A 17,732-nucleotide genomic window follows, 5' to 3' on the forward strand; every position below is an offset into this window, starting at 1 on the left:
CGCCAGGCGGGTGTCGGGAGGGGCGCGGGTGTCAGGAGCTGTGCGGCCCCGCACGGCTCTCCCCCGGCTCGGCCGCAGCGTGCGATGCGACGATGTGGTCGAGCCGGGAGCCGCGAAATCACCGGCCGGTTCAGCACTTCGGGGTGAGCCCGGGGGCCGTCGCGCCGTGCTCCGCCCGACGCGGGCGCGGCAGCGCGGCGAGCCCCGGGGCGGTTTCGAGAGGCCGGTCGGTGAAGAAGCGGGCCACGAGATCCGCCACGTCGTCGGGGCGTTCGAGGACGACCCAGTGGTCGGACTCCGTGATGGTGAGGAACCGGCTTCCCTCGATGGTGGCGGCGAACTCCCGCTGCTGCGCGGGGGAGCTCACCGTGTCGTGCTCGCCGGCGAAGACCAGAGTGGGCACGCCGGCGAGGCCGCCGGAGAAGTCCGGCGGGTCCCCCAGCACCCGGCACAGCGAGTCCGCGGCATGCGGAGAGTGGCACAGCGCGTGCAGGAGCGAGCGGCGCACATAGCGCAGCGCCAGCTCCCTGCGATGGACCGTGCGGTCCGGGTCGAGGCACATCAGCCCCTCGGCGGCGAGGGTCGCGGCGCCCTCGATGTCACCGGCCTGCAGCCGGTCCTCGACCCGTCGCCAGTGGCTGCGTTGGCTGTCGTCGACGTGGGACGGCACGCCGCCGAGGATCAGCCGGGCGACGCGGCCCGGGTTGCCCTGAGCGCACTGGAGGGCGATCGAGGTGCCGTAGGAGTACCCGAAGAGATTGACCTTCTCCACACCCAGGTCGTCGATGATGCGGGTGAGGGCGGAGCGCATGATCCCAGCACTGGGGACGGCCGGGAGGGCGTCGGCCCCGCCCATGCCGGGCAGGTCGGCGGTCACGACGTCGGCGACCGCCCCCACGTGGTCGTCCATCTGAGGCCAGCCGAACATTCCCTGGAGTGCGCCGCCGAGGATGACGACCGGTTCGGTGCGTGGTGCGGGCTGCTGCAGGCGCCGGTAGCCGTACCGCAGTCCGTACACCGACAGCGTCCGGACAGTCTCCTCGGGCATGCGGGGTCTTCCGTTTCTGCGTCAGGCCCTGGTGAGGACGAGTGCTGCGTTGTGGCCGCCGAAGCCGAGCGAGGTCTTGACGGCGACGTCGAACACGCCCGGCCGGGCCTCCTTGCTGACCACATCGATGGGGATCGCCGGGTCGGGCGCGTCGAGATTGACCGTGGGCGGCACCAGTTGGCACTGGAGCGCGAGCACGGTCAGTACCGTTTCGATGCCGCCCGCGGCGCCGAGGGTGTGTCCGGTCATCGCCTTGGTCGAGGTGACGAGCGGACGGTCGCCGAGGACCCGGTGGAGCATCGTGCCCTCGATGAGGTCGTTGGCCACCGTCGAGGTGCCGTGGGCGTTGACATGGCCGACGTCCGTGCCGTCGAGCCCGGCGTCGGCGAGGGCGGTGCGCAGCGCCCGTTCGATGCCGAGCCCGTCGGGGTCGGGGGCGACCGCGGAGTACGCATCGCTGGACGCCCCGTATCCGGCGATGCGGGCGCGGACCGTGGCACCGCGGGCGCGGGCGTGTTCCGGGCGCTCGAGCACCAGGAGGCCGGCGCCCTCGCCGACGACGAAGCCGTCGCGGTGGGTGTCGAACGGGCGGCAGGCCGCCTCGGGGTCGTCACGGCGGGTGGACACGGCCTTCAGACGGCAGCCGCTGGCGATCAGCAGCCGGGAGCAGACCGATTCGGCGCCTCCCGCGATGACGATGTCGCAGGCGCCGGTGCGCAGCATCTGGTGGGCGGTGCCGATCGCGACGGTGCCGGACGAGCAGGCGGTGGAGACGGCCTGGCTCGGACCGCGGGCACCGAGGTCCGTGGCGACGCTGCTGGCGGCGCCGTTGACGACGGTCAGCGGGGCGAGCTTCGGGGAGACGCGGCGCGCACCGCGCCCGGCGAGAGTGACGTGCTGCTCGTCGTAGAAGGGCAGTCCGCCGTGTGCGGAGCCGATGACGACAGCGACCCGTCCACCGTCCCAGACCGAGGGGTCGAGCCCGGCGTCGGCGACGGCTTCGCGAGCCGCGATGACCGCGAGCTGTGAGAAGCGGTCCATCAGCCGGTGCGTGGCCACACCCAGGACGGCCTTCGTGTCGAGGCCGGTGATCGTGTACATGAAGTCGCAGGGCAGGTCGGTGAGTTCGGTCCGCCGCAGGACGGAGGGGGCGATGACCGCCTCGGAGACGGTGCGCCAGGTGGCATCGGCGCCCACGCCCGCGGAGGTGACCAGACCGATTCCGGTGACGGCGGCACCGAACGGCTCCGGACGCTGCGGCGGGATCCGACGCACGGCGACCGGGCGGGTCACGGGGCTCTCGTCGGCCGGCCGGGCCACCCGGCTCCCGGCCACCGGACGGGCCACCGAACTCTCGCCGGCCGGACGCGTTGTCACGCGGCCACCTTGCCGTGGATCGTCTCGACCAGCCGGCCCAAGGTGTCCCGCGAGGTCAACTGGACATCCTCCAGATCGACCCCCATCCGGTCCTCGATGAGGAGCCGCAGTTCCTCCAGAGCCAGTGAGTCCAGGCGGAGCTGATGGAGCGGCACCTCGGGCGCGATCACCAGGGGATCGGTACCGAAGTTCGACACCAGCAAGGCACTGATCTCTTCTGCTGTGCTCATGGGGGCACTCCTCCGCTGTCGTACACGGTGACACCTGCCGCGCGAGGTGCACGTGCCATCGGGGGACGCCGGCCGGTTCCGGGGGACCCTTTATACGCCTTCGCGGTGAGGTGTCCGGTCCGCTGTCCCTCGTGCGGTGGTTGACCGTCCAGGTGTACGAATCCACAGCTCCACACGGAGGGGCCTCGATCTGTGGGCCAACCCCATTGGAGTGAAAGGGAGTTCGACACGTCTCAAGATCATTGTCATGCCTTGGACACATGAATACCTTGATCGGGCTTCGTGGCCCCCGGCCCACCCCACCAGGGTCCGGGGGCCGTTCGTTCTTCTCTCTCCCCCCACAGAGCAGGAGCAGGTATGCCCAGACGAGCCGCAGCCCACACCGGGCGCCGCGCATCCGTCCTGGCGGCCCTCGCCGTCACCGCACTGACCGCGACCGGCACACCGGCCGCCGCCACCTCGGCCGCACACCTTCCGGCGACAGCCGCCGACGGCGGACGCACCATGGACCGCGCGTTCGTGAAGGCGGCCGGAAAGTACGACGTACCGCGTGATCTGCTCGCCGCCGTCGGCTACGGCGAGACCCACCTCGACGGCCACACCGGGCGCCCCAGCCAGGCGAACGGGTACGGCGTGATGCACCTGGCGAGCAACCCGGCGAACCGGACGCTGGAGAAGGCGGCCGCCATCACCGGCGAGCCGCTGTCCCGGCTGCGGCGGGACACCACGGCCAACATCCTGGGCGGTGCGGCCGTACTGCGTTCCTACGCGGACCGGCTGGGCCTGGACGGCAACGAACGCGACGACATCGACGCCTGGTACCCGGCCGTCGCGCAGTACAGCGGCACGACCGGCCCCGCCGCCGCCCGCTACGCGGACACCGTCTACGCGTTCCTGACCCACGGGTTCGCCGCCACCGTCCCCGGTGGCGAGCAGATCTCGGTCACCGCACGCCCCGTCGCGCCGGAGAAAGGCACCCTCTCCGCCACCTCCGGACGCGCCCCGATCACCCCCTACCCGTCGGCACTGTGGGTCCCGGCCGACGCGCACAACTTCTCCGTCGGCCGGACGGCAACGATCGACAAGGTGATCATCCATGTCACGCAGGGCTCGTACGAGGGCTCCATCAAGTGGTTCCAGGACCCCGAGGCCGAGGTGAGCGCTCATTACGTGGTCCGCTCCTCCGACGGGCAGATCACCCAGACCGTGCGGGACAGCGACACCGCGTACCACGCGAAGCAGGCCAACGCATCGGCGCTCGGCATCGAGCACGAGGGGTACATCGACGACCCGTCCTGGTTCACGGACACGATGTACCGCGCCTCGGCCGCACTGACCAGAGCACTGTGCGACAAGTACGGGATCCCGAAGGACCGGGCCCACATCATCGGGCACGACGAGGCGCCGGGCACCGACCACACCGACCCGGGGCGGTACTGGGACTGGAACCGCTACATGGGCTTCGTCGAGGGCGACAGCAGCAACGGAAGCGGCAGCAACGGCAGCACCAGCGGGAGCGCCGGTGACGGCAGCAGCGGCGACGGACTGGGCTTCGACTCGTACCCGCTCCTGCAGAGCGGAGCGTCGGGCGCCCACGTCACGGCGGTGCAGCAGTTGCTGAACACGCAGGGCTTCGCCGCGGGCACCGTGGACGGCAGCTTCGGCGCGGCCACGCTCAGCGCGGTGAAGGCGTACCAGACACGCCACGGGCTGCCCGCGGGCGGCAACGTCGGCCCGAAGACCTGGACCGCGCTGCTGTCGGCCGGCTCCACGCCGACGCTGCGACAGGGCGACTCGGGCGCCGATGTGAAGCGGCTCCAGCGGTCGCTGACCGCGGCGCTCGGCACGACCGTGGACGCCGTCGGGACCTTCGGTCCCGTCACGGCGACGGCGGTCCGCACGTACCAGACCCGTCAGGGGCTGGCGGTCACCGGGATCGTGAGCAGCAACACCTGGGCGGCGCTGCACGCGGGGCGCTGACCCTGCGTGCCGGAACGCGGCCGCTGAACGGCGTCCCCGACGACACGGTGCGCCGGAGACGGTCCCGGCGGATCATCGAACGGTCCATCAGGTGTCCGCCCCGTCTGCGCCGTTGGGCACCTGACTGAGCGGCCGCACAGCGGGGCTGCGGCGCGGCAGCCCCCGTCCGGCGGGCCGGCGCCGAGCCCGCTGCGGCCCGCCGGGACACCCGACCGCCCACGCTCGGGGGACACCATCCTGGCCGTCGGCGCCCCGGAGCCGCACGCCGCGCGCACCCCGGCCTTCCGGGCGGCGGTCGCCGATCTCGGCGTCACGTCCACGGACGATCTTCTCCGTCGCGCCGGGGATGTGGGCCGGTGCCTGCCCCGGCCGTGGTGGACCGCCGAGGAGATCCTGGACAAGTCGGTGGGCGGACCGGCCGTTTGAGGGCACCGGCAGACGCCTTCTGCGGGGTGTCCGCACCGACCGGTCGCCTGCTACGTTGCACACATGTTCCTCCTCCGTGCCTAGGACCCCGCACCGACCGCACCCCGCCACACCGGGTGCGGCGCTTCGGCGTCCCTGCACACACAGCGCGTAACTCCGCGCTGCCTTCCGGAGGAACAGTCCTCATGCTTTCGCCTTCGCACGCTCCCTCGTACGCAACCGTCCTGCGCACCCGTCATGCCGGCCGCACCTTCGGCGCCGCACTGCTGGGACGGCTGTCGTACGGGATGGTCTCCCTCTCCCTGATGCTGGCTGTCAAGGACGCCACCGGCTCGTACTCCGTGGCGGGCGCCGTCATGGCGCTGTTCGGCGCGACCAGCGTCTTCCTCTCACCCGCCCGTGCCGCGCTGATCGACCGGTACGGGCCACGTCGGGCGCTGCCGCCCATGGGGGCCGCCTACGCACTGCTCCTCTCCGCTCTGGCGTATGCCACCTGGCAGCCCGGCGCCTCAGGGCTCCCGCTGGGTGCGCTGGCCGTCACCGCCGGTGCCTGCACCCCACCGCTCGGGCCTGTGATGCGGACCGTGTGGAGCAGCCTCGTACCCGACCGGGAACTGCTGCAGCGCGCGTACAGCCTGGACGGGGTGGCCGAGGAGCTGCTGTTCGTCACCGGGCCGCTGCTGGTGGGTCTGCTGGTGAGGTTCGCCGAGCCGGCGGCCGGTGTGGCCGTCAGCGCCGCGCTCGTACTCGTCGGCGCGTCGGCGCTGGTCTCGTCCCCGGCGCTGCGCGGTACGAGCGGCCGCCCGTCCGGAACGACACCCCTGCCGCCTTCCGGACCGTCCGGGAAACGACTGCTCGGTAACGTCGGGCTGCGTCACGCCGCCGTGGTCTCGGCCGGGGTGGGGCTTTGCCTGGGCGCCCTCGACCTGCTCCTGGTGGCCTTCACCGAGGAGCATCATCAGGGCGCCTCGGTGGCCTGGGTGCTCGCGGCGCTCTCAGCGGGGAGCGCGGTCGGCGGTCTGGCGTACGGCGCCGTCTCGTGGCGCATGCCGAGTCGGCTGCGCCTGACGGCACTTGGCACGGCCCTCGGGGTTTCCTCGGTCGCGGCAGGGGTGTCGCCGAACGTGTACGTCCTGGTGGCCGTGGTCACCGCGGCCGGGCTGTTCGTCGCGCCGGCCATCACCACCGCGTATCTGATTGCGGACGAGTCCGTCGGCGCCGGCAGCCGTACGCAGGCCGGCGCCTGGGTCAACACCGCGCTCAATGCGGGGTCTTCCGGTGGCACGGCCGCGGTCGGTCTGCTGGTGGGCCGGCTGCCGCTCACGGTGTGTTTCACGCTCGCGGCGGCCCCGGTGCTGCTCTGCGCGGGGTTCGCATTCAGCCGGGACCGACGGTGACGTCCTCGCTGCCGGCGCCCCACACGGTGGTGTACGCGGAAAGGCGCGTCCGGCGGTCCCGCGGGTAACGGCTCGGCCGGTGGCACGGGAATTCAGGTGGTACCACGGTTCCCTCCACCGCACCGTCCCTCCGGAACGCGAAGAGGCGGCTCCGCTCCCCGTGGGGAGCGGAGCCGCCTCGAGCAGCGTGCTCAGCAGGCGACTTCGGCCGAGGTCACTTCAGACCGAACGCCCGGATGATCTCCTGATCGATGCCGAGCCCGTTCCCGGCCTCGCTGTGCGCCTTCACCGAGACGAAACCGCCGGCCTTGTGGGGCGTCCTGAACCGAGCGGTCCAGTTGCCCTCCGAGGTCTTGCGCAGCTCCGTGGCGCTCCAGGTCCTGCCGTCGTCGTAGCTGACCGACAGCGAGGCCTTCCTGGCCTTCACCGCGCCGTCCAGCCACTCCTGCGTGCCGGAGGAGAGACCGATCTCGGTCCACCGGCCGGCCTCGACGTCACCGGCGAGGTCGGTGTCGACCTTGTAGTCCAGCTGCAGCAGCGGGAGGTCGGCCTGCCAGGGACCGTTCTGGTCCATCTGGCCCGAGACGAAGCTCCACTCGGTGTGCGTGCGGGTGGAGGTCTTCCACACGTCACCGTCGCGGGTGGAGTCGAGGACGAAGCGGTACGGCAGCTTCTCCGCCGACAGGTCCCCGATGTATCCGGCCCGGCCTGCGACCTTCCGGATCAGCGTGTCGCCCTGGTAGAACGCGGTGGTGGTGGTGTCGTACTCGTCCTCCGGCATGGAGCCCGAGTGCCCCGCGCCCGAGTCCGTCCACGGCGTGAAATTGAACTGCATGTCGTTGGTGACGGAACGGAACGGACCCCAGAAGCCGGTGCCCAGACGCGGGCGGCTGATCGGCGCGAACCATTCGGCGCGGTAGGTGCGGCCCGCCGTGTAGTCCATCTCGCCGCTACGCATCTCGTGCGCGAATCCGGTCTCCGTGGCGTTGAAGACCGAGTGGTCCTCGTACCAGAAGGAAGCGCCCGGGAGCGGGGTGACCCACTCGTCGCGTGTGCCGGGGAACTTCTCGTACTCCGCGAAGCCGAGGCCCGGCCCGTAGTCCGGAATGTCGTAGCGGTAGCCCCCGCCGAGCGTGGCCTTGTGGCCGTAGAAGGTGTTCTCCACCTTCGCCAGTTCACCCGTCCTCGGAGCGAACGCCAGCGAGCGGTCCGGGACGCTGCCGTTGTGGCGGTCGACCAGGTCGTACACGTACCGGGCGAACCTGCGCTGGGTCATGGAGAGCTTCTCGCCCCGCGTGACCGCCTTGATCAGGGTCTCGCCGGCCAGCTGCTGCACCGATGCGACCGGGATGGTGGTCGTGGTGCCGTACTCGGTGTACCACTCCATCGCCACGCCGCGTCCGTCGTTGACGACGAAGAGCGCCTTGGCGCCCGCGGCGAGCGCGTTGGCGAGCCGGTCGGCCGCGGCGACCGCGTCGCTGCGGCGGACCACGACAGCCTTGCCCCTGGCGTCCAGACCCTTGTAGTCGGCCTCGGCACCGTTGCCCGCGAAGACCGCGGACAGCTTCTGACTGCTGTCCTCGGCGACGGGCGCTCCGCCCTGCACGGTGACCGGCACATCACGGCCGTCTACCGACAGGTCGATCTGCTTCTCGCCCTGGCGCCAGCGGGTCAGGAAGCTGAAGCTGCCCTGGGTGACCTTCTTGGTGGGGCTCGCCCACAGCTGGTCGTACGCCACCGGGATCTGGTACGCGTCACGGAAGACCCCGCCGTTCGGCGTGGTGCGCGCCATGTCGTAGCGCAGTTGCCGGGTCTCGGTCTCCTTCGGCGTCCGCACACTGATCTTGCGCGCCTTGGACGCGTCCAAGGTGACGGTGGTCGGCTTGTCGAGGACCGTTTCGGGCTCCGCGAGGAAGGCGACGGCCTTCGAGTCCGGGCGGTCACCGTCGACGTCGACGGAGGCCCAGGAGGTGTAGGTGCCCGGAGGCAGCCGCAGTGTGGTGTCGCCGGCGACCGGCACGGCGTTGAGGTTGAGATACGGGTCGTTCAGCTCGCCGAGGACGACATAGCCGTCCATCGGCTTGCCCGCGCGGTCGCGGAGCCTGAGCGTCAGGTCGTAGAGCTCCTGCTCCTTGTTCAGGGCGAAGCCGGTGTGCGCGACCGTCGCGCCGGACGCGTCCTTCGCGACGACCTGGCCGGAGAACGTGGTGCCGGCCGCGACCTTCGACGGGTCGAGCGAGAGCACGGCGTCGGCGGTGGAACCGGCGGGGACGGTCAGCTTCGACGTGGAGAGCGTGTACGCGGCCGCGTCCGTGTCGGGGGCCAGATCCAGGGTGACGTCCTGCGCACCGGTGTTGCGGTACGTGATCGTCCGCTCGGCGACCGGGTCGGAGGCGCTGTGCGGCCAGTCGTACGACGCGACCGCGACGGAGCCGGTGGCCTCGATCGTCGTGTCGACCGCCGCCTTGACGTCGAGCCGGCCGGTGCCCTGCTCGTACGGCGTGTAGTCGGGCAGCCGCTTCGACGAGGTCATCAGCGCGTCCTTGATGCGCTGACCGGACCAGTCGGGGTGACGCTGCTTCAGGATCGCCGCGGCGCCCGCGACGTGCGGGGTGGCCATCGACGTACCGGACATCTGCTGGTACATGCCGCTGATTCCCGGGACCGCCTGCGAGGCCGCGGCGTTGATGTCGACGCCGGGGGCGGACAGGTCGGGCTTCAGACCGTACGACCGGGTGAGCGGGCCCATGGAGGAGAAGTCCGCGCGGGCGTCCTGCTTGTCGACGGCGGCGACGGTCAGCGCCTTGTCGGCCGAACCGGGAGAACCGATGGTGCCCGCGCCGTACGCGTTCCCGGCCGCGATCACGAACAGCGGACCACCGTCCGCCGAGAGGGCGTCGACCGCCTGCGACATCGGGTCGGTGCCGTCGTCCGGGATGCTGGAGCCGAGGCTCATGGAGACGACGTCGGCGCCTTCGGCCTTCGCCCACTCCATCGCGGCGATGATCCCGGAGTCCTCGCCGGAGCCCCCGTTGCCGAGGACCTTGCCGATGATCAGGTCCGCACCCGGGGCGACCCCCTTGTTGACGCCGTCCGACGCGGCGCCGGAGCCCGCGATGGTGGAGGCGACGTGCGTGCCGTGGCCGTTCTTGTCGAGGACCTCTTCACCGGGAACGAAGCTCTTGGACTCGAGAATGCGGTCCTTGACGTCCGGGTGGGTCGGGTCGATGCCGGTGTCGAGGACGGCGACCTTGGTGCCCTTGCCGTCAAATCCCTCGGCCCACGCCTGCGGGGCATTGATCTGCGGCACGGAGTCCTTGAGCGTGGCCTTCGCGCGGCCGTCCAGCCACAGCTTGGCGATGCCGTCGTCCAGCGAACGGGCGTCGGACGGACGCGCGATGTCGTTCCAGAAGGAACGGGCGGTGTCCTTGTCGGCCTTCAGCGCGGCGCCGTGGATGCTGTCGAGCCGACGGACCGTCTTGGCACCACTGGGGGTGGCGGGCAGCGAACGGGACCGGCTCGCCGAGTAGGTGGCGATGAGCGGGATGCCACCGGCCCTCTTGTCGTCGTAGCCCATCTTGGCGAGGGCCGTGACATCGAACAGCCGGCGGTCCAGCTTTCCGGCCGCCAGCAGCGGGGTCGCTTCATCGGGAATGACGTAGATGTCGTCTCCCGCCTGCTGCACATGCACACCACCGACCGCGCCGTCGGGCCGGTCCACCGTGACGGTGTCCTGCTTGCCGACGCCGTCCACGTAGTGGACCACGTCGCCCGTGAGCAGGGTGATGTCGTACTGATGGACGGGGTTCCGGGAGTGTCCGCTGGCCTCGGGGGCGGCCTGCGCCGCCGAAGCGGCACCTGCCGCGGGCAGCAGGGCTCCACTCACGAGAGCGACGGAGGTCGCTATGAGCAGGGCCCTGCGTCCCGCACGCACGGGTCTCGCCCGGCCGGAAGCGGAGGAGGGTGTGAATGTCATGGGGTTGATCTACCGGCAGATCCCCACCCGCGTCTGCGCCCATGGCTGGCGGAATGCCGCCGTGGCGGCATCCCGCCGATTCAGGAGTTCCGGCGGACACCCCCTCAACTGCGTCTCTTTCAGCCGGTTTCACCCGGACGGCGGTCGACGGCTGATGCTCACCCGGCGGCATCGGGCCACGTCCCGGTGAGCCCGCGCCGGATTCCGTGTCGCAGCCAGGGAGCCGGTCAGGCCACCGAGGAGATCCATCCGGCCGGCGGCTGCCCGCTTTCGTGATGGATCGGGGTGTGCGCGCCGGTGAGTGGGACTCCGCTGCCGCCGCGCCGCTCGGCGACGATCTCGGCGGCGATCGACAGGGCGGTCTCCTCCGGGGTGCGTGCGCCGAGATCGAGACCGATCGGCGAGTGCAGCCTGGCCAGTTCGAGTTCGGTGACGCCGACCTCGCGGAGCCGTTCGTTGCGCTCCAGGTGGGTGCGGCGCGAGCCCATCGCCCCGACGTAGGCGACCCGCAGTTTCAACGCCGTCTCCAGCAGCGGGACATCGAATTTCGCGTCGTGGGTCAGCACGCACAGGGCCGTGCGCGCATCCACGGCGGTGGCCGCCAGATAGCGGTGCGGCCAGTCGACGACCACCTCGTCGGCGTCCGGGAAGCGGGCCTCGGTCGCGAAGACCGGCCGGGCGTCGCACACGGTGACGTGGTACCCGAGGAATTTGCCGACCCGGACCAGGGCGGCGGCGAAGTCGATGGCCCCGAATACGATCATCCGGGGCGGCGGGACGCTCGACTCGACGAGCAGCCCGAGCGGTCGGCCGCAGCGCGATCCCTCGGCACCGATCGTGAGAGGGCCGGTCCGGCCCACGTCCAGCATCGCGCGGGCCTCGGCCGCCGCGGTGCGGTCCAGCTCCGGATGTCCGCCGAGCCCGCCCTCGTACGAATCGTCGGGACGGACGAGGAGGGGGCGGCCGAGGAGTTCGGCGGGCCCGTCCGTGATCCGTACGACCGCCGCCGCCTCCCCTGTCGCCGCGGCGGCGAGCGCGGCGGCGAACACCGGGCGTGCGGGGTCGTCCGCACGGACCGGTGTCACCAGGATGTCGATGACACCGCCGCAGGTCAGACCCACGGCGAAGGCGTCCTCGTCGCTGTAGCCGAACCGCTCCCGCACGGTGGTGCCGTCGTCGAGGGCCTGTTGGCACAGCTCGTACACCGCGCCCTCCACACACCCGCCGGAGACCGACCCGATCGCCGTGCCGTCGCGGTCGACGGCGAGGGCTGCTCCCGGCTGCCGGGGCGCGCTCCCGCCGACCTCCACGACGGTGGCGACGGCGAATTCGCGTCCCTGCCCGACCCACCGATGAAGCTCTTCGGCGATGTCCAGCATGGCGTGTCTCCTTTGAGCGTGGTGTTCAGGGGCGGGGTCAGTTGACGCCCAGCCAGCTTTCGATCGGATGCAGAGCGAAGTAGACGACGAAGATCACCGTCAGACCCCACATGAACCCGCCGATCTCACGGATCTTGCCCTGTGCCACCTTGATCGCGACATAGGAGATCACACCGGCGGCGACGCCCGGGGTGATGCTGTACGTGAAGGGCATCAGCACGACGGTGAGGAAGACCGGGACGGCGATCGCGCGGTCGCTCCAGTCGACGTGCTTGGCGTTCTGCATCATCATCGCGCCGATGACGACCAGGGCCGCGGAGGCGACCTGGGGTGGCACGATCGCGGTGAGCGGGGTGAAGAAGAGGCAGGCCGCGAAGAACAGGCCGGTGACCACGGAGGCGAGACCGGTCCGTGCGCCTTCGCCGACACCGGTCGCCGACTCGACGAACACGGTCTGGCCGGAGCCGCCCGCGACACCGCCGATCGCACCGCCTGCGCCGTCGATGAACAGCGCCTTGGACAGGCCCGGCATCCGGCCCTTGTCGTCGGCCAGCCCGGCCTCCGTACCGACGCCGATGATGGTGGCCATCGCGTCGAAGAAGCCGGCCAGCACCAAGGTGAAGACGATGAAGCCGACGGTCATCGCGCCGACGTCGCCCCAGCCGCCGAACTCGACCTTCCCGAAGAGCGAGAAGTCCGGGGCGGAGACCGCGCTGCCGCCCAGTTCCGGCGGAGACATGTTCCATGCCTTGGCATCGAGACCGGCCGCCTTGTGGACGACGACCGCGATCACGGTGCCGACGACGATGCCGATCAGGATCGCGCCGGGGACGGCGCGGGCCTGCAGCATGAAGATCATCAGCAGGGTGACGCAGAAGATCAGGACGGGCCAGCCGGCGAGCTCGCCGTTGATGCCGAGTGTGACGGGCGGTCCGGTCGGCGAGCCCTTGCCGACGAACCCGGCCTTGTACAGACCGATCAGGGCGATGAAGAGCCCGATGCCCATGGTGATGCCGTGCTTCAGCGGGAGCGGGATCGCGTTCATGATCAGCTCGCGCAGGCCGGTGACCACCAGGAGGCAGATCACCAGGCCGTACATGACGCACATGCCCATGGCCTGCGGCCAGGTCATGGCGGGGGCGACCTGCGACGCGAGAACGCCGGAGACGCTGAGACCGGCGGCCAGCGCCAGCGGCACCTTGCCGACGAAGCCCATCAGCAGGGTGGTCGCGGCCGCGGCGAGCGCGGTGGCGGTGATCAGTCCCGGCTGGCTGAGCAGATGCCCTTCGACGTCCTTGCCGCCGAGGATGAGCGGATTGAGCAGCAGGATGTACGCCATGGCCATGAAGGTCGTGACGCCGCCGCGCACTTCGCGCGCGACCGTGGATCCACGCTCGGATATGTGAAAGTACCGGTCGAGCCAGGATCTGCCGGCGGGGATGCGCGAGCCGGGGCCCGCCTCCTCCGCGATGGTCCTGGGCTCCACTGACTGCTGGGTCATGATGCCTGACTCCCAAGGTTCACAGGGGCACCCGCGATGGAGAATCGGAATGCGGGATTTGGGATGACTGCTTGGCTGCACGACCCGGGGGACGGCCCGAGACGAACTGTTCATTCAAGGTGGATGTGCGGGTACTGCTCGGTGGTGCGGGTGTTGCCGGTACAGCGGTACTGCGGGTACTGCCGGGTGGTGCCGAGGACCGCGAGCGGTGCGGTACTCCGGGTCTCCGGGCGGTGCCGCGGCGGAAGTGTGACGTTCCTGGAAGGCACGCACCGCCCGGAGGGTTCGGCGGGAGCTGCCCTCCGAGGCTGGCGGGTGACCTCGGATCGGGAAGCGGACGCGGTCTGGTGCGTGCGCTTCCAAGGCGGAGGAGGGAGGCGACGCGGAGCGTCGCCGACCGACGACAACGCGGGAAGCGTGCGTGCCAGGGCGTGGCCGCCCGGTCGGAGGTCACCCGACGGCCTCTCAGGTGCCGGTGAGGTGCTCGGGGCGCACCGGCGTCCTGTTCAGCTCCAGGCCCGTCGCGTCCCGGATCGCCGCGAGGACGGCCGGGGTCGACGACAGGGTCGGGGCCTCACCGATGCCACGGAGCCCGTACGGGGCGTGGTCGTCGGCGAGTTCGAGCACATCGACCGGGATGGTCGGCGTGTCGAGGATGGTGGGGATCAGGTAGTCCGTGAAGGACGGGTTGCGCACCTTCGCGGTCTTCGGGTCGACGATGATCTCCTCCATGACGGCGACACCCAGTCCCTGGGTGGTGCCGCCCTGGATCTGGCCGACCACCGACAGCGGGTTGAGCGCCTTGCCGACGTCCTGGGCGCAGGCCAGTTCGATGACCTTGACCAGGCCGAGCTCGGTGTCGACCTCGACGACCGCACGGTGCGCGGCGAAGGAGTACTGGACGTGCCCGTTGCCCTGTCCGGTGCGCAGGTCGAACGCCTCGGTGGGCCGGTGGCGCCACTCCAGCTCGATGTCGACCGCCTCGTCCTCCAGTACGTCGACGAGATCGGCCAGCACCTCGCCGCCGTCGGTGACCACCTTGCCGCCTTCGAGGAGCAGATCGGCGGTGGCCCAGGCGGGGTGGTACGTACCGAACTTGCGGCGCCCGATCTCCAGGACCTTCTCGCGGACGGCCTCGCAGGAGTGCTTCACGGCGCCGCCGGTGACGTATGTCTGCCGGGAGGCGGAGGTGGATCCGGCGGAGCCGACCCGGGTGTCGGCCGGCTGGATGGTGACCTGGGCGACGCCCAGCTCGGTGCGGGCGATCTGGGCGTGCACGGTGACGCCGCCCTGCCCGACCTCCGCCATCGCCGTGTGCACGGTGGCGACCGGCACGCCGCCGACGACCTCCATCCGGACCCGGGCGGTGGAGTAGTCGTCGAAGCCCTCGGAGAAGCCGACGTTCTTGAGGCCGACCGCGTAACCGATGCCGCGCACGACACCTTCGCCGTGGGTGGTGTTCGACAGACCGCCGGGCAGCGCCCGCACGTCGGCCTCCTCACCGGCGACCTCCCACTGGCGCTCGGGCGGCAGCGGCCGGGCCTTCACCCGGCGCAGCAGCTCGGCGACCGGGGCGGGCGAGTCGACGACCTGCCCGGTCGGCAGGAGGGTGCCCTGCTCCATGGCGTTGAGCTGCCTGAACTCGACCGGGTCCATGCCCAGTTCGGCGGCGAGCTTGTCCATCTGCGCCTCGTAGGCGAAGCACGCCTGGACCGCGCCGAAGCCACGCATGGCGCCGCACGGCGGGTTGTTGGTGTAGAGCGCGATCGCCTCGATGTCGACGTCGTCGATGACGTACGGTCCGACGGAGAGTGAGGAGGCGTTGCCGACGACGGCCGGGGACGCCGAGGCGTAGGCGCCGCCGTCCAGCACGATGCGGCACTTCATGTGGGTGAGCTTGCCGTCGCGGGTGGCGCCGTGCTCGTACCAGAGCTTCGCCGGATGGCGGTGGACGTGCCCGAAGAAGGACTCGAACCTGTTGTAGACGATCTTGACCGGCTTGCCGGTGCGGAGCGCCAGCAGGCAGGCGTGGATCTGCATCGACAGGTCCTCGCGGCCGCCGAAGGCGCCGCCGACGCCGGAGAGCGTCATGCGGACCTTGTCCTCGGGCAGGCCGAGGACGGGGGCGATCTGGCGGAGGTCGGAGTGCAGCCACTGCGTGGCGACGTACAGATCGACGCCGCCGTCCTCGGCGGGGACCGCCAGGCCGGACTCGGGACCGAGGAAGGCCTGGTCCTGCATGCCGAAGACGTATTCGCCGCTGACGACGACGTCGGCCCGGGCCGCTGCCGCGTCCGCGTCGCCGCGGACGATGGGCTGGCGGTGGACGATGTTCGGGTGCGGGACGTGCCCGGCGTGGTGGTCGTTGCGTCCCTCGTGGATGAGGATCGCGTCGGGGGCGGTGGCGGACGCCTCGTCGGTGACGACGGGCAGCTCGCGGTAGTCGACCCTGATCTTCGCGGCGGCGCGGCGGGCCGTCTCCGGGTGGTCGGCGGCGACGAGCGCCACCGGTTCGCCGTGGTGACGGACCTTGCCGTGGGCGAGGACGGGGGTGTCCTGGATCTCGAGGCCGTAGTTCTTCACCGAGGTCGGCAGGTCGTCGTAGGTGAGTACGGCGTGCACGCCGGGGGTGGCGAGCGCCTGGGAGATGTCGATCGAGACGATCTCGGCGTGCGCCACCGTGGAGCGCAGCGTGTGGCCCCAGAGCATGTCCTCGTGCCACATGTCCGAGGAGTACGCGAACTCGCCGGTGACCTTCAGGATGCCGTCGGGGCGGAGCGTGGACTCGCCGATGCCGCCCTTGGTGCGGGTGCCCTGGTGGATGTTCGTGGGGGAGCCGGTAACGCCCATCGTCACACCGTCTCTTCCGCGCGGGCGGCCGCGAGGCGGACCGCGTCGAGGATCTTCTCGTAGCCGGTGCAGCGGCAGAGGTTGCCGGAGAGCGCCTCGCGGATGTCCGCGTCGGACGGCTCCGGGTTGCGTTCCAGCAGCTCGTCGGCGGCGACCAGCAGGCCGGGGGTGCAGAAGCCGCACTGGACGGCGCCGGCGTCGATGAACGCCTGCTGGATCGGGGAGAGTTCACCGGTGCTGCGGGACTGTTCGGCGGCCGGCTTGGCCTCCCACCGACGGGCCTGGTCGAGCGAGGTGCCGCAGGCGCCGGAGGCGCAGCCACTGCCGGGGTGCGCCTCGGACCGGTGGGCGGCGAAGTCGGCGAGGCCCTCCACTGTGACGACCTCGCGGCCCTCCACCTGGCCCGCGGCGACCAGGCAGGAGCAGACCGGGACGCCGTCGAGGCGGACGGTGCAGGAGCCGCACTCGCCCTGCTCGCAGGCGTTCTTGGAACCGGGCAGGCCCATCCGCTCGCGCAGCACGTAGAGGAGGGACTCGCCCTCCCAGACGTCGTCGGCCTCGTGCTTACGGCCGTTGACCGTGAAATTGACGCGCATGATCAGGCAGCTCCTTCGGTGCTGCGGCCGTTGCCGCGGTACGACTCCCAGGTCCAGCCGAGGGTGCGGCGGGCCATGATTCCCACCGCGTGCCTGCGGTAGCTCGCGGTGCCGCGGACATCGTCGATCGGGTTGCAGGCGCCTGCGGCGAGCGTGGCGAACTGTGCGGCGATGGACGGCGTGATGACGGTGCGGCTGTCCCAGAACCCGCCTTCCTCGAGCGCGGCGTTCAGGAATTCCTCCGCGTCCTTCGCCCGGACGGGTGTCGGGGCGGCGGAGCCGATGCCGGTACGGACCGTGCGGGTCTCCGGGTGCAGGGCGAGGCCGAAGGCACAGACGGCGATGACCATCGCGTTGCGGGTGCCGACCTTCGAGTACTGCTGTGGCCCGTCGGCCTTCTTGATGTGCACGGCCCGGATCAGCTCGTCCGGTTCGAGGGCGTTGCGCTTGACGCCCGTGTAGAAGGCGTCGATCGGGATCATCCGGGTCCCGCGCACGGATTCTGCCTCGACCTCGGCGCCCGCGGCGAGCAGTGCGGGGTGCGCGTCACCGGCGGGCGACGCGGTTCCGAGGTTGCCGCCGACGCCGCCGCGGTTGCGGATCTGCGGCGATGCGACGGTGTGCGAGGCGAGCGCCAGACCGGGCAGTTCGGTCCGCAGGTGCTCCATGATGTGGCTGTACGGCACGGAGGCGCCGAGCCGCACGTCCTCCTGGCCCACCTCCCACTCGGACAGCTCACCGATGCGGTTCAGGTCGAGGAGGTACTCGGGCCGCCGGTGGTCGAAGTTGATCTCGACCATCACATCGGTACCGCCCGCGATGGGCACAGCCGTCGGGTGCTCGGCCTTGGCGGCGAGCGCCTCCTCCCAGCTGGCGGGGCGAAGGAAGTCCATGAGTGGCTCTCTTCTTCTCAATCGGGTCGTTCGCTGGGGCTGGGGACGGCCGGCCCTCGATTGGCTGGTTCATGTGCTG

The 17,732-nt window shown here is 71.0% G+C and carries 12 protein-coding genes; 2 read left to right on the top strand and 10 right to left on the bottom strand.

Going from position 1 to position 17,732, the window contains the following annotated elements; translation table 11 throughout:
* Nucleotides 1-130 precede the first annotated feature (130 nt).
* The 3 genes from OG963_RS11725 to OG963_RS11735 form a co-directional block, all read right to left on the bottom strand.
* Complete coding sequence (locus OG963_RS11725; RefSeq protein ID WP_371798861.1) at nt 131-1,048, bottom strand: alpha/beta fold hydrolase; 918 nt, start codon at nt 1,046-1,048, stop codon at nt 131-133.
* A 21-nt stretch (nt 1,049-1,069) separates the two neighbouring features.
* Entirely contained in the window at nt 1,070-2,323 is a 1,254-nt protein-coding gene (locus tag OG963_RS11730) for a beta-ketoacyl synthase (protein WP_371800284.1), read from the bottom strand.
* 98 nt (nt 2,324-2,421) lie between these two features.
* The gene (locus OG963_RS11735; protein ID WP_030917005.1) at nt 2,422-2,655 is read right to left on the bottom strand and encodes an acyl carrier protein; all 234 of its coding nucleotides are present in this window, start codon (nt 2,653-2,655) and stop codon (nt 2,422-2,424) included.
* Nucleotides 2,656-3,012: 357 nt separating this feature from the next.
* Here OG963_RS11735 and OG963_RS11740 point away from each other — a divergent pair, with 357 nt between their 5' ends.
* Together OG963_RS11740 and OG963_RS11745 are read left to right on the top strand one after the other, a co-directional pair.
* Nucleotides 3,013-4,635: a peptidoglycan-binding protein gene (locus OG963_RS11740; RefSeq protein ID WP_371798862.1), complete on the top strand. Its 1,623-nt coding sequence runs from the start codon at nt 3,013-3,015 to the stop codon at nt 4,633-4,635.
* A 611-nt stretch (nt 4,636-5,246) separates the two neighbouring features.
* Nucleotides 5,247-6,458, top strand: a complete 1,212-nt coding sequence (locus OG963_RS11745) for an MFS transporter (RefSeq protein ID WP_371798863.1) — start codon at nt 5,247-5,249, stop codon at nt 6,456-6,458.
* A gap of 214 nt (nt 6,459-6,672) precedes the next feature.
* Here OG963_RS11745 and OG963_RS11750 read toward each other — a convergent pair whose 3' ends face one another.
* The 7 genes from OG963_RS11750 to OG963_RS11780 form a co-directional block, all read right to left on the bottom strand.
* Entirely contained in the window at nt 6,673-10,434 is a 3,762-nt protein-coding gene (locus OG963_RS11750) for a S8 family serine peptidase (protein WP_371798864.1), read from the bottom strand.
* 227 nt (nt 10,435-10,661) lie between these two features.
* Nucleotides 10,662-11,813 carry an XdhC/CoxI family protein gene (locus tag OG963_RS11755; RefSeq protein WP_030917018.1) on the bottom strand — a complete coding sequence of 384 codons (1,152 nt, stop codon included), beginning with the start codon at nt 11,811-11,813 and terminating at the stop codon, nt 10,662-10,664.
* Nucleotides 11,814-11,850: 37 nt separating this feature from the next.
* A complete protein-coding gene (locus tag OG963_RS11760) occupies nt 11,851-13,314 on the bottom strand; it encodes an NCS2 family permease (protein WP_030917021.1) in 1,464 nt (487 codons plus the stop codon).
* 110 nt (nt 13,315-13,424) lie between these two features.
* A complete protein-coding gene (locus OG963_RS11765; RefSeq protein WP_176902258.1) occupies nt 13,425-13,583 on the bottom strand; it encodes a hypothetical protein in 159 nt (52 codons plus the stop codon).
* A 196-nt stretch (nt 13,584-13,779) separates the two neighbouring features.
* A complete protein-coding gene (gene pucD / locus OG963_RS11770; RefSeq protein WP_371800285.1) occupies nt 13,780-16,164 on the bottom strand; it encodes a xanthine dehydrogenase subunit D in 2,385 nt (794 codons plus the stop codon).
* Nucleotides 16,165-16,166: 2 nt separating this feature from the next.
* Nucleotides 16,167-16,760, bottom strand: a complete 594-nt coding sequence (locus tag OG963_RS11775; protein ID WP_030917026.1) for a (2Fe-2S)-binding protein — start codon at nt 16,758-16,760, stop codon at nt 16,167-16,169.
* 2 nt (nt 16,761-16,762) lie between these two features.
* Nucleotides 16,763-17,653, bottom strand: a complete 891-nt coding sequence (locus tag OG963_RS11780; protein WP_093930140.1) for a xanthine dehydrogenase family protein subunit M — start codon at nt 17,651-17,653, stop codon at nt 16,763-16,765.
* Nucleotides 17,654-17,732: the final 79 nt, after the last annotated feature.

Source organism: Streptomyces sp. NBC_01707 (genome assembly GCF_041438805.1).
Lineage (GTDB): Bacteria > Actinomycetota > Actinomycetes > Streptomycetales > Streptomycetaceae > Streptomyces.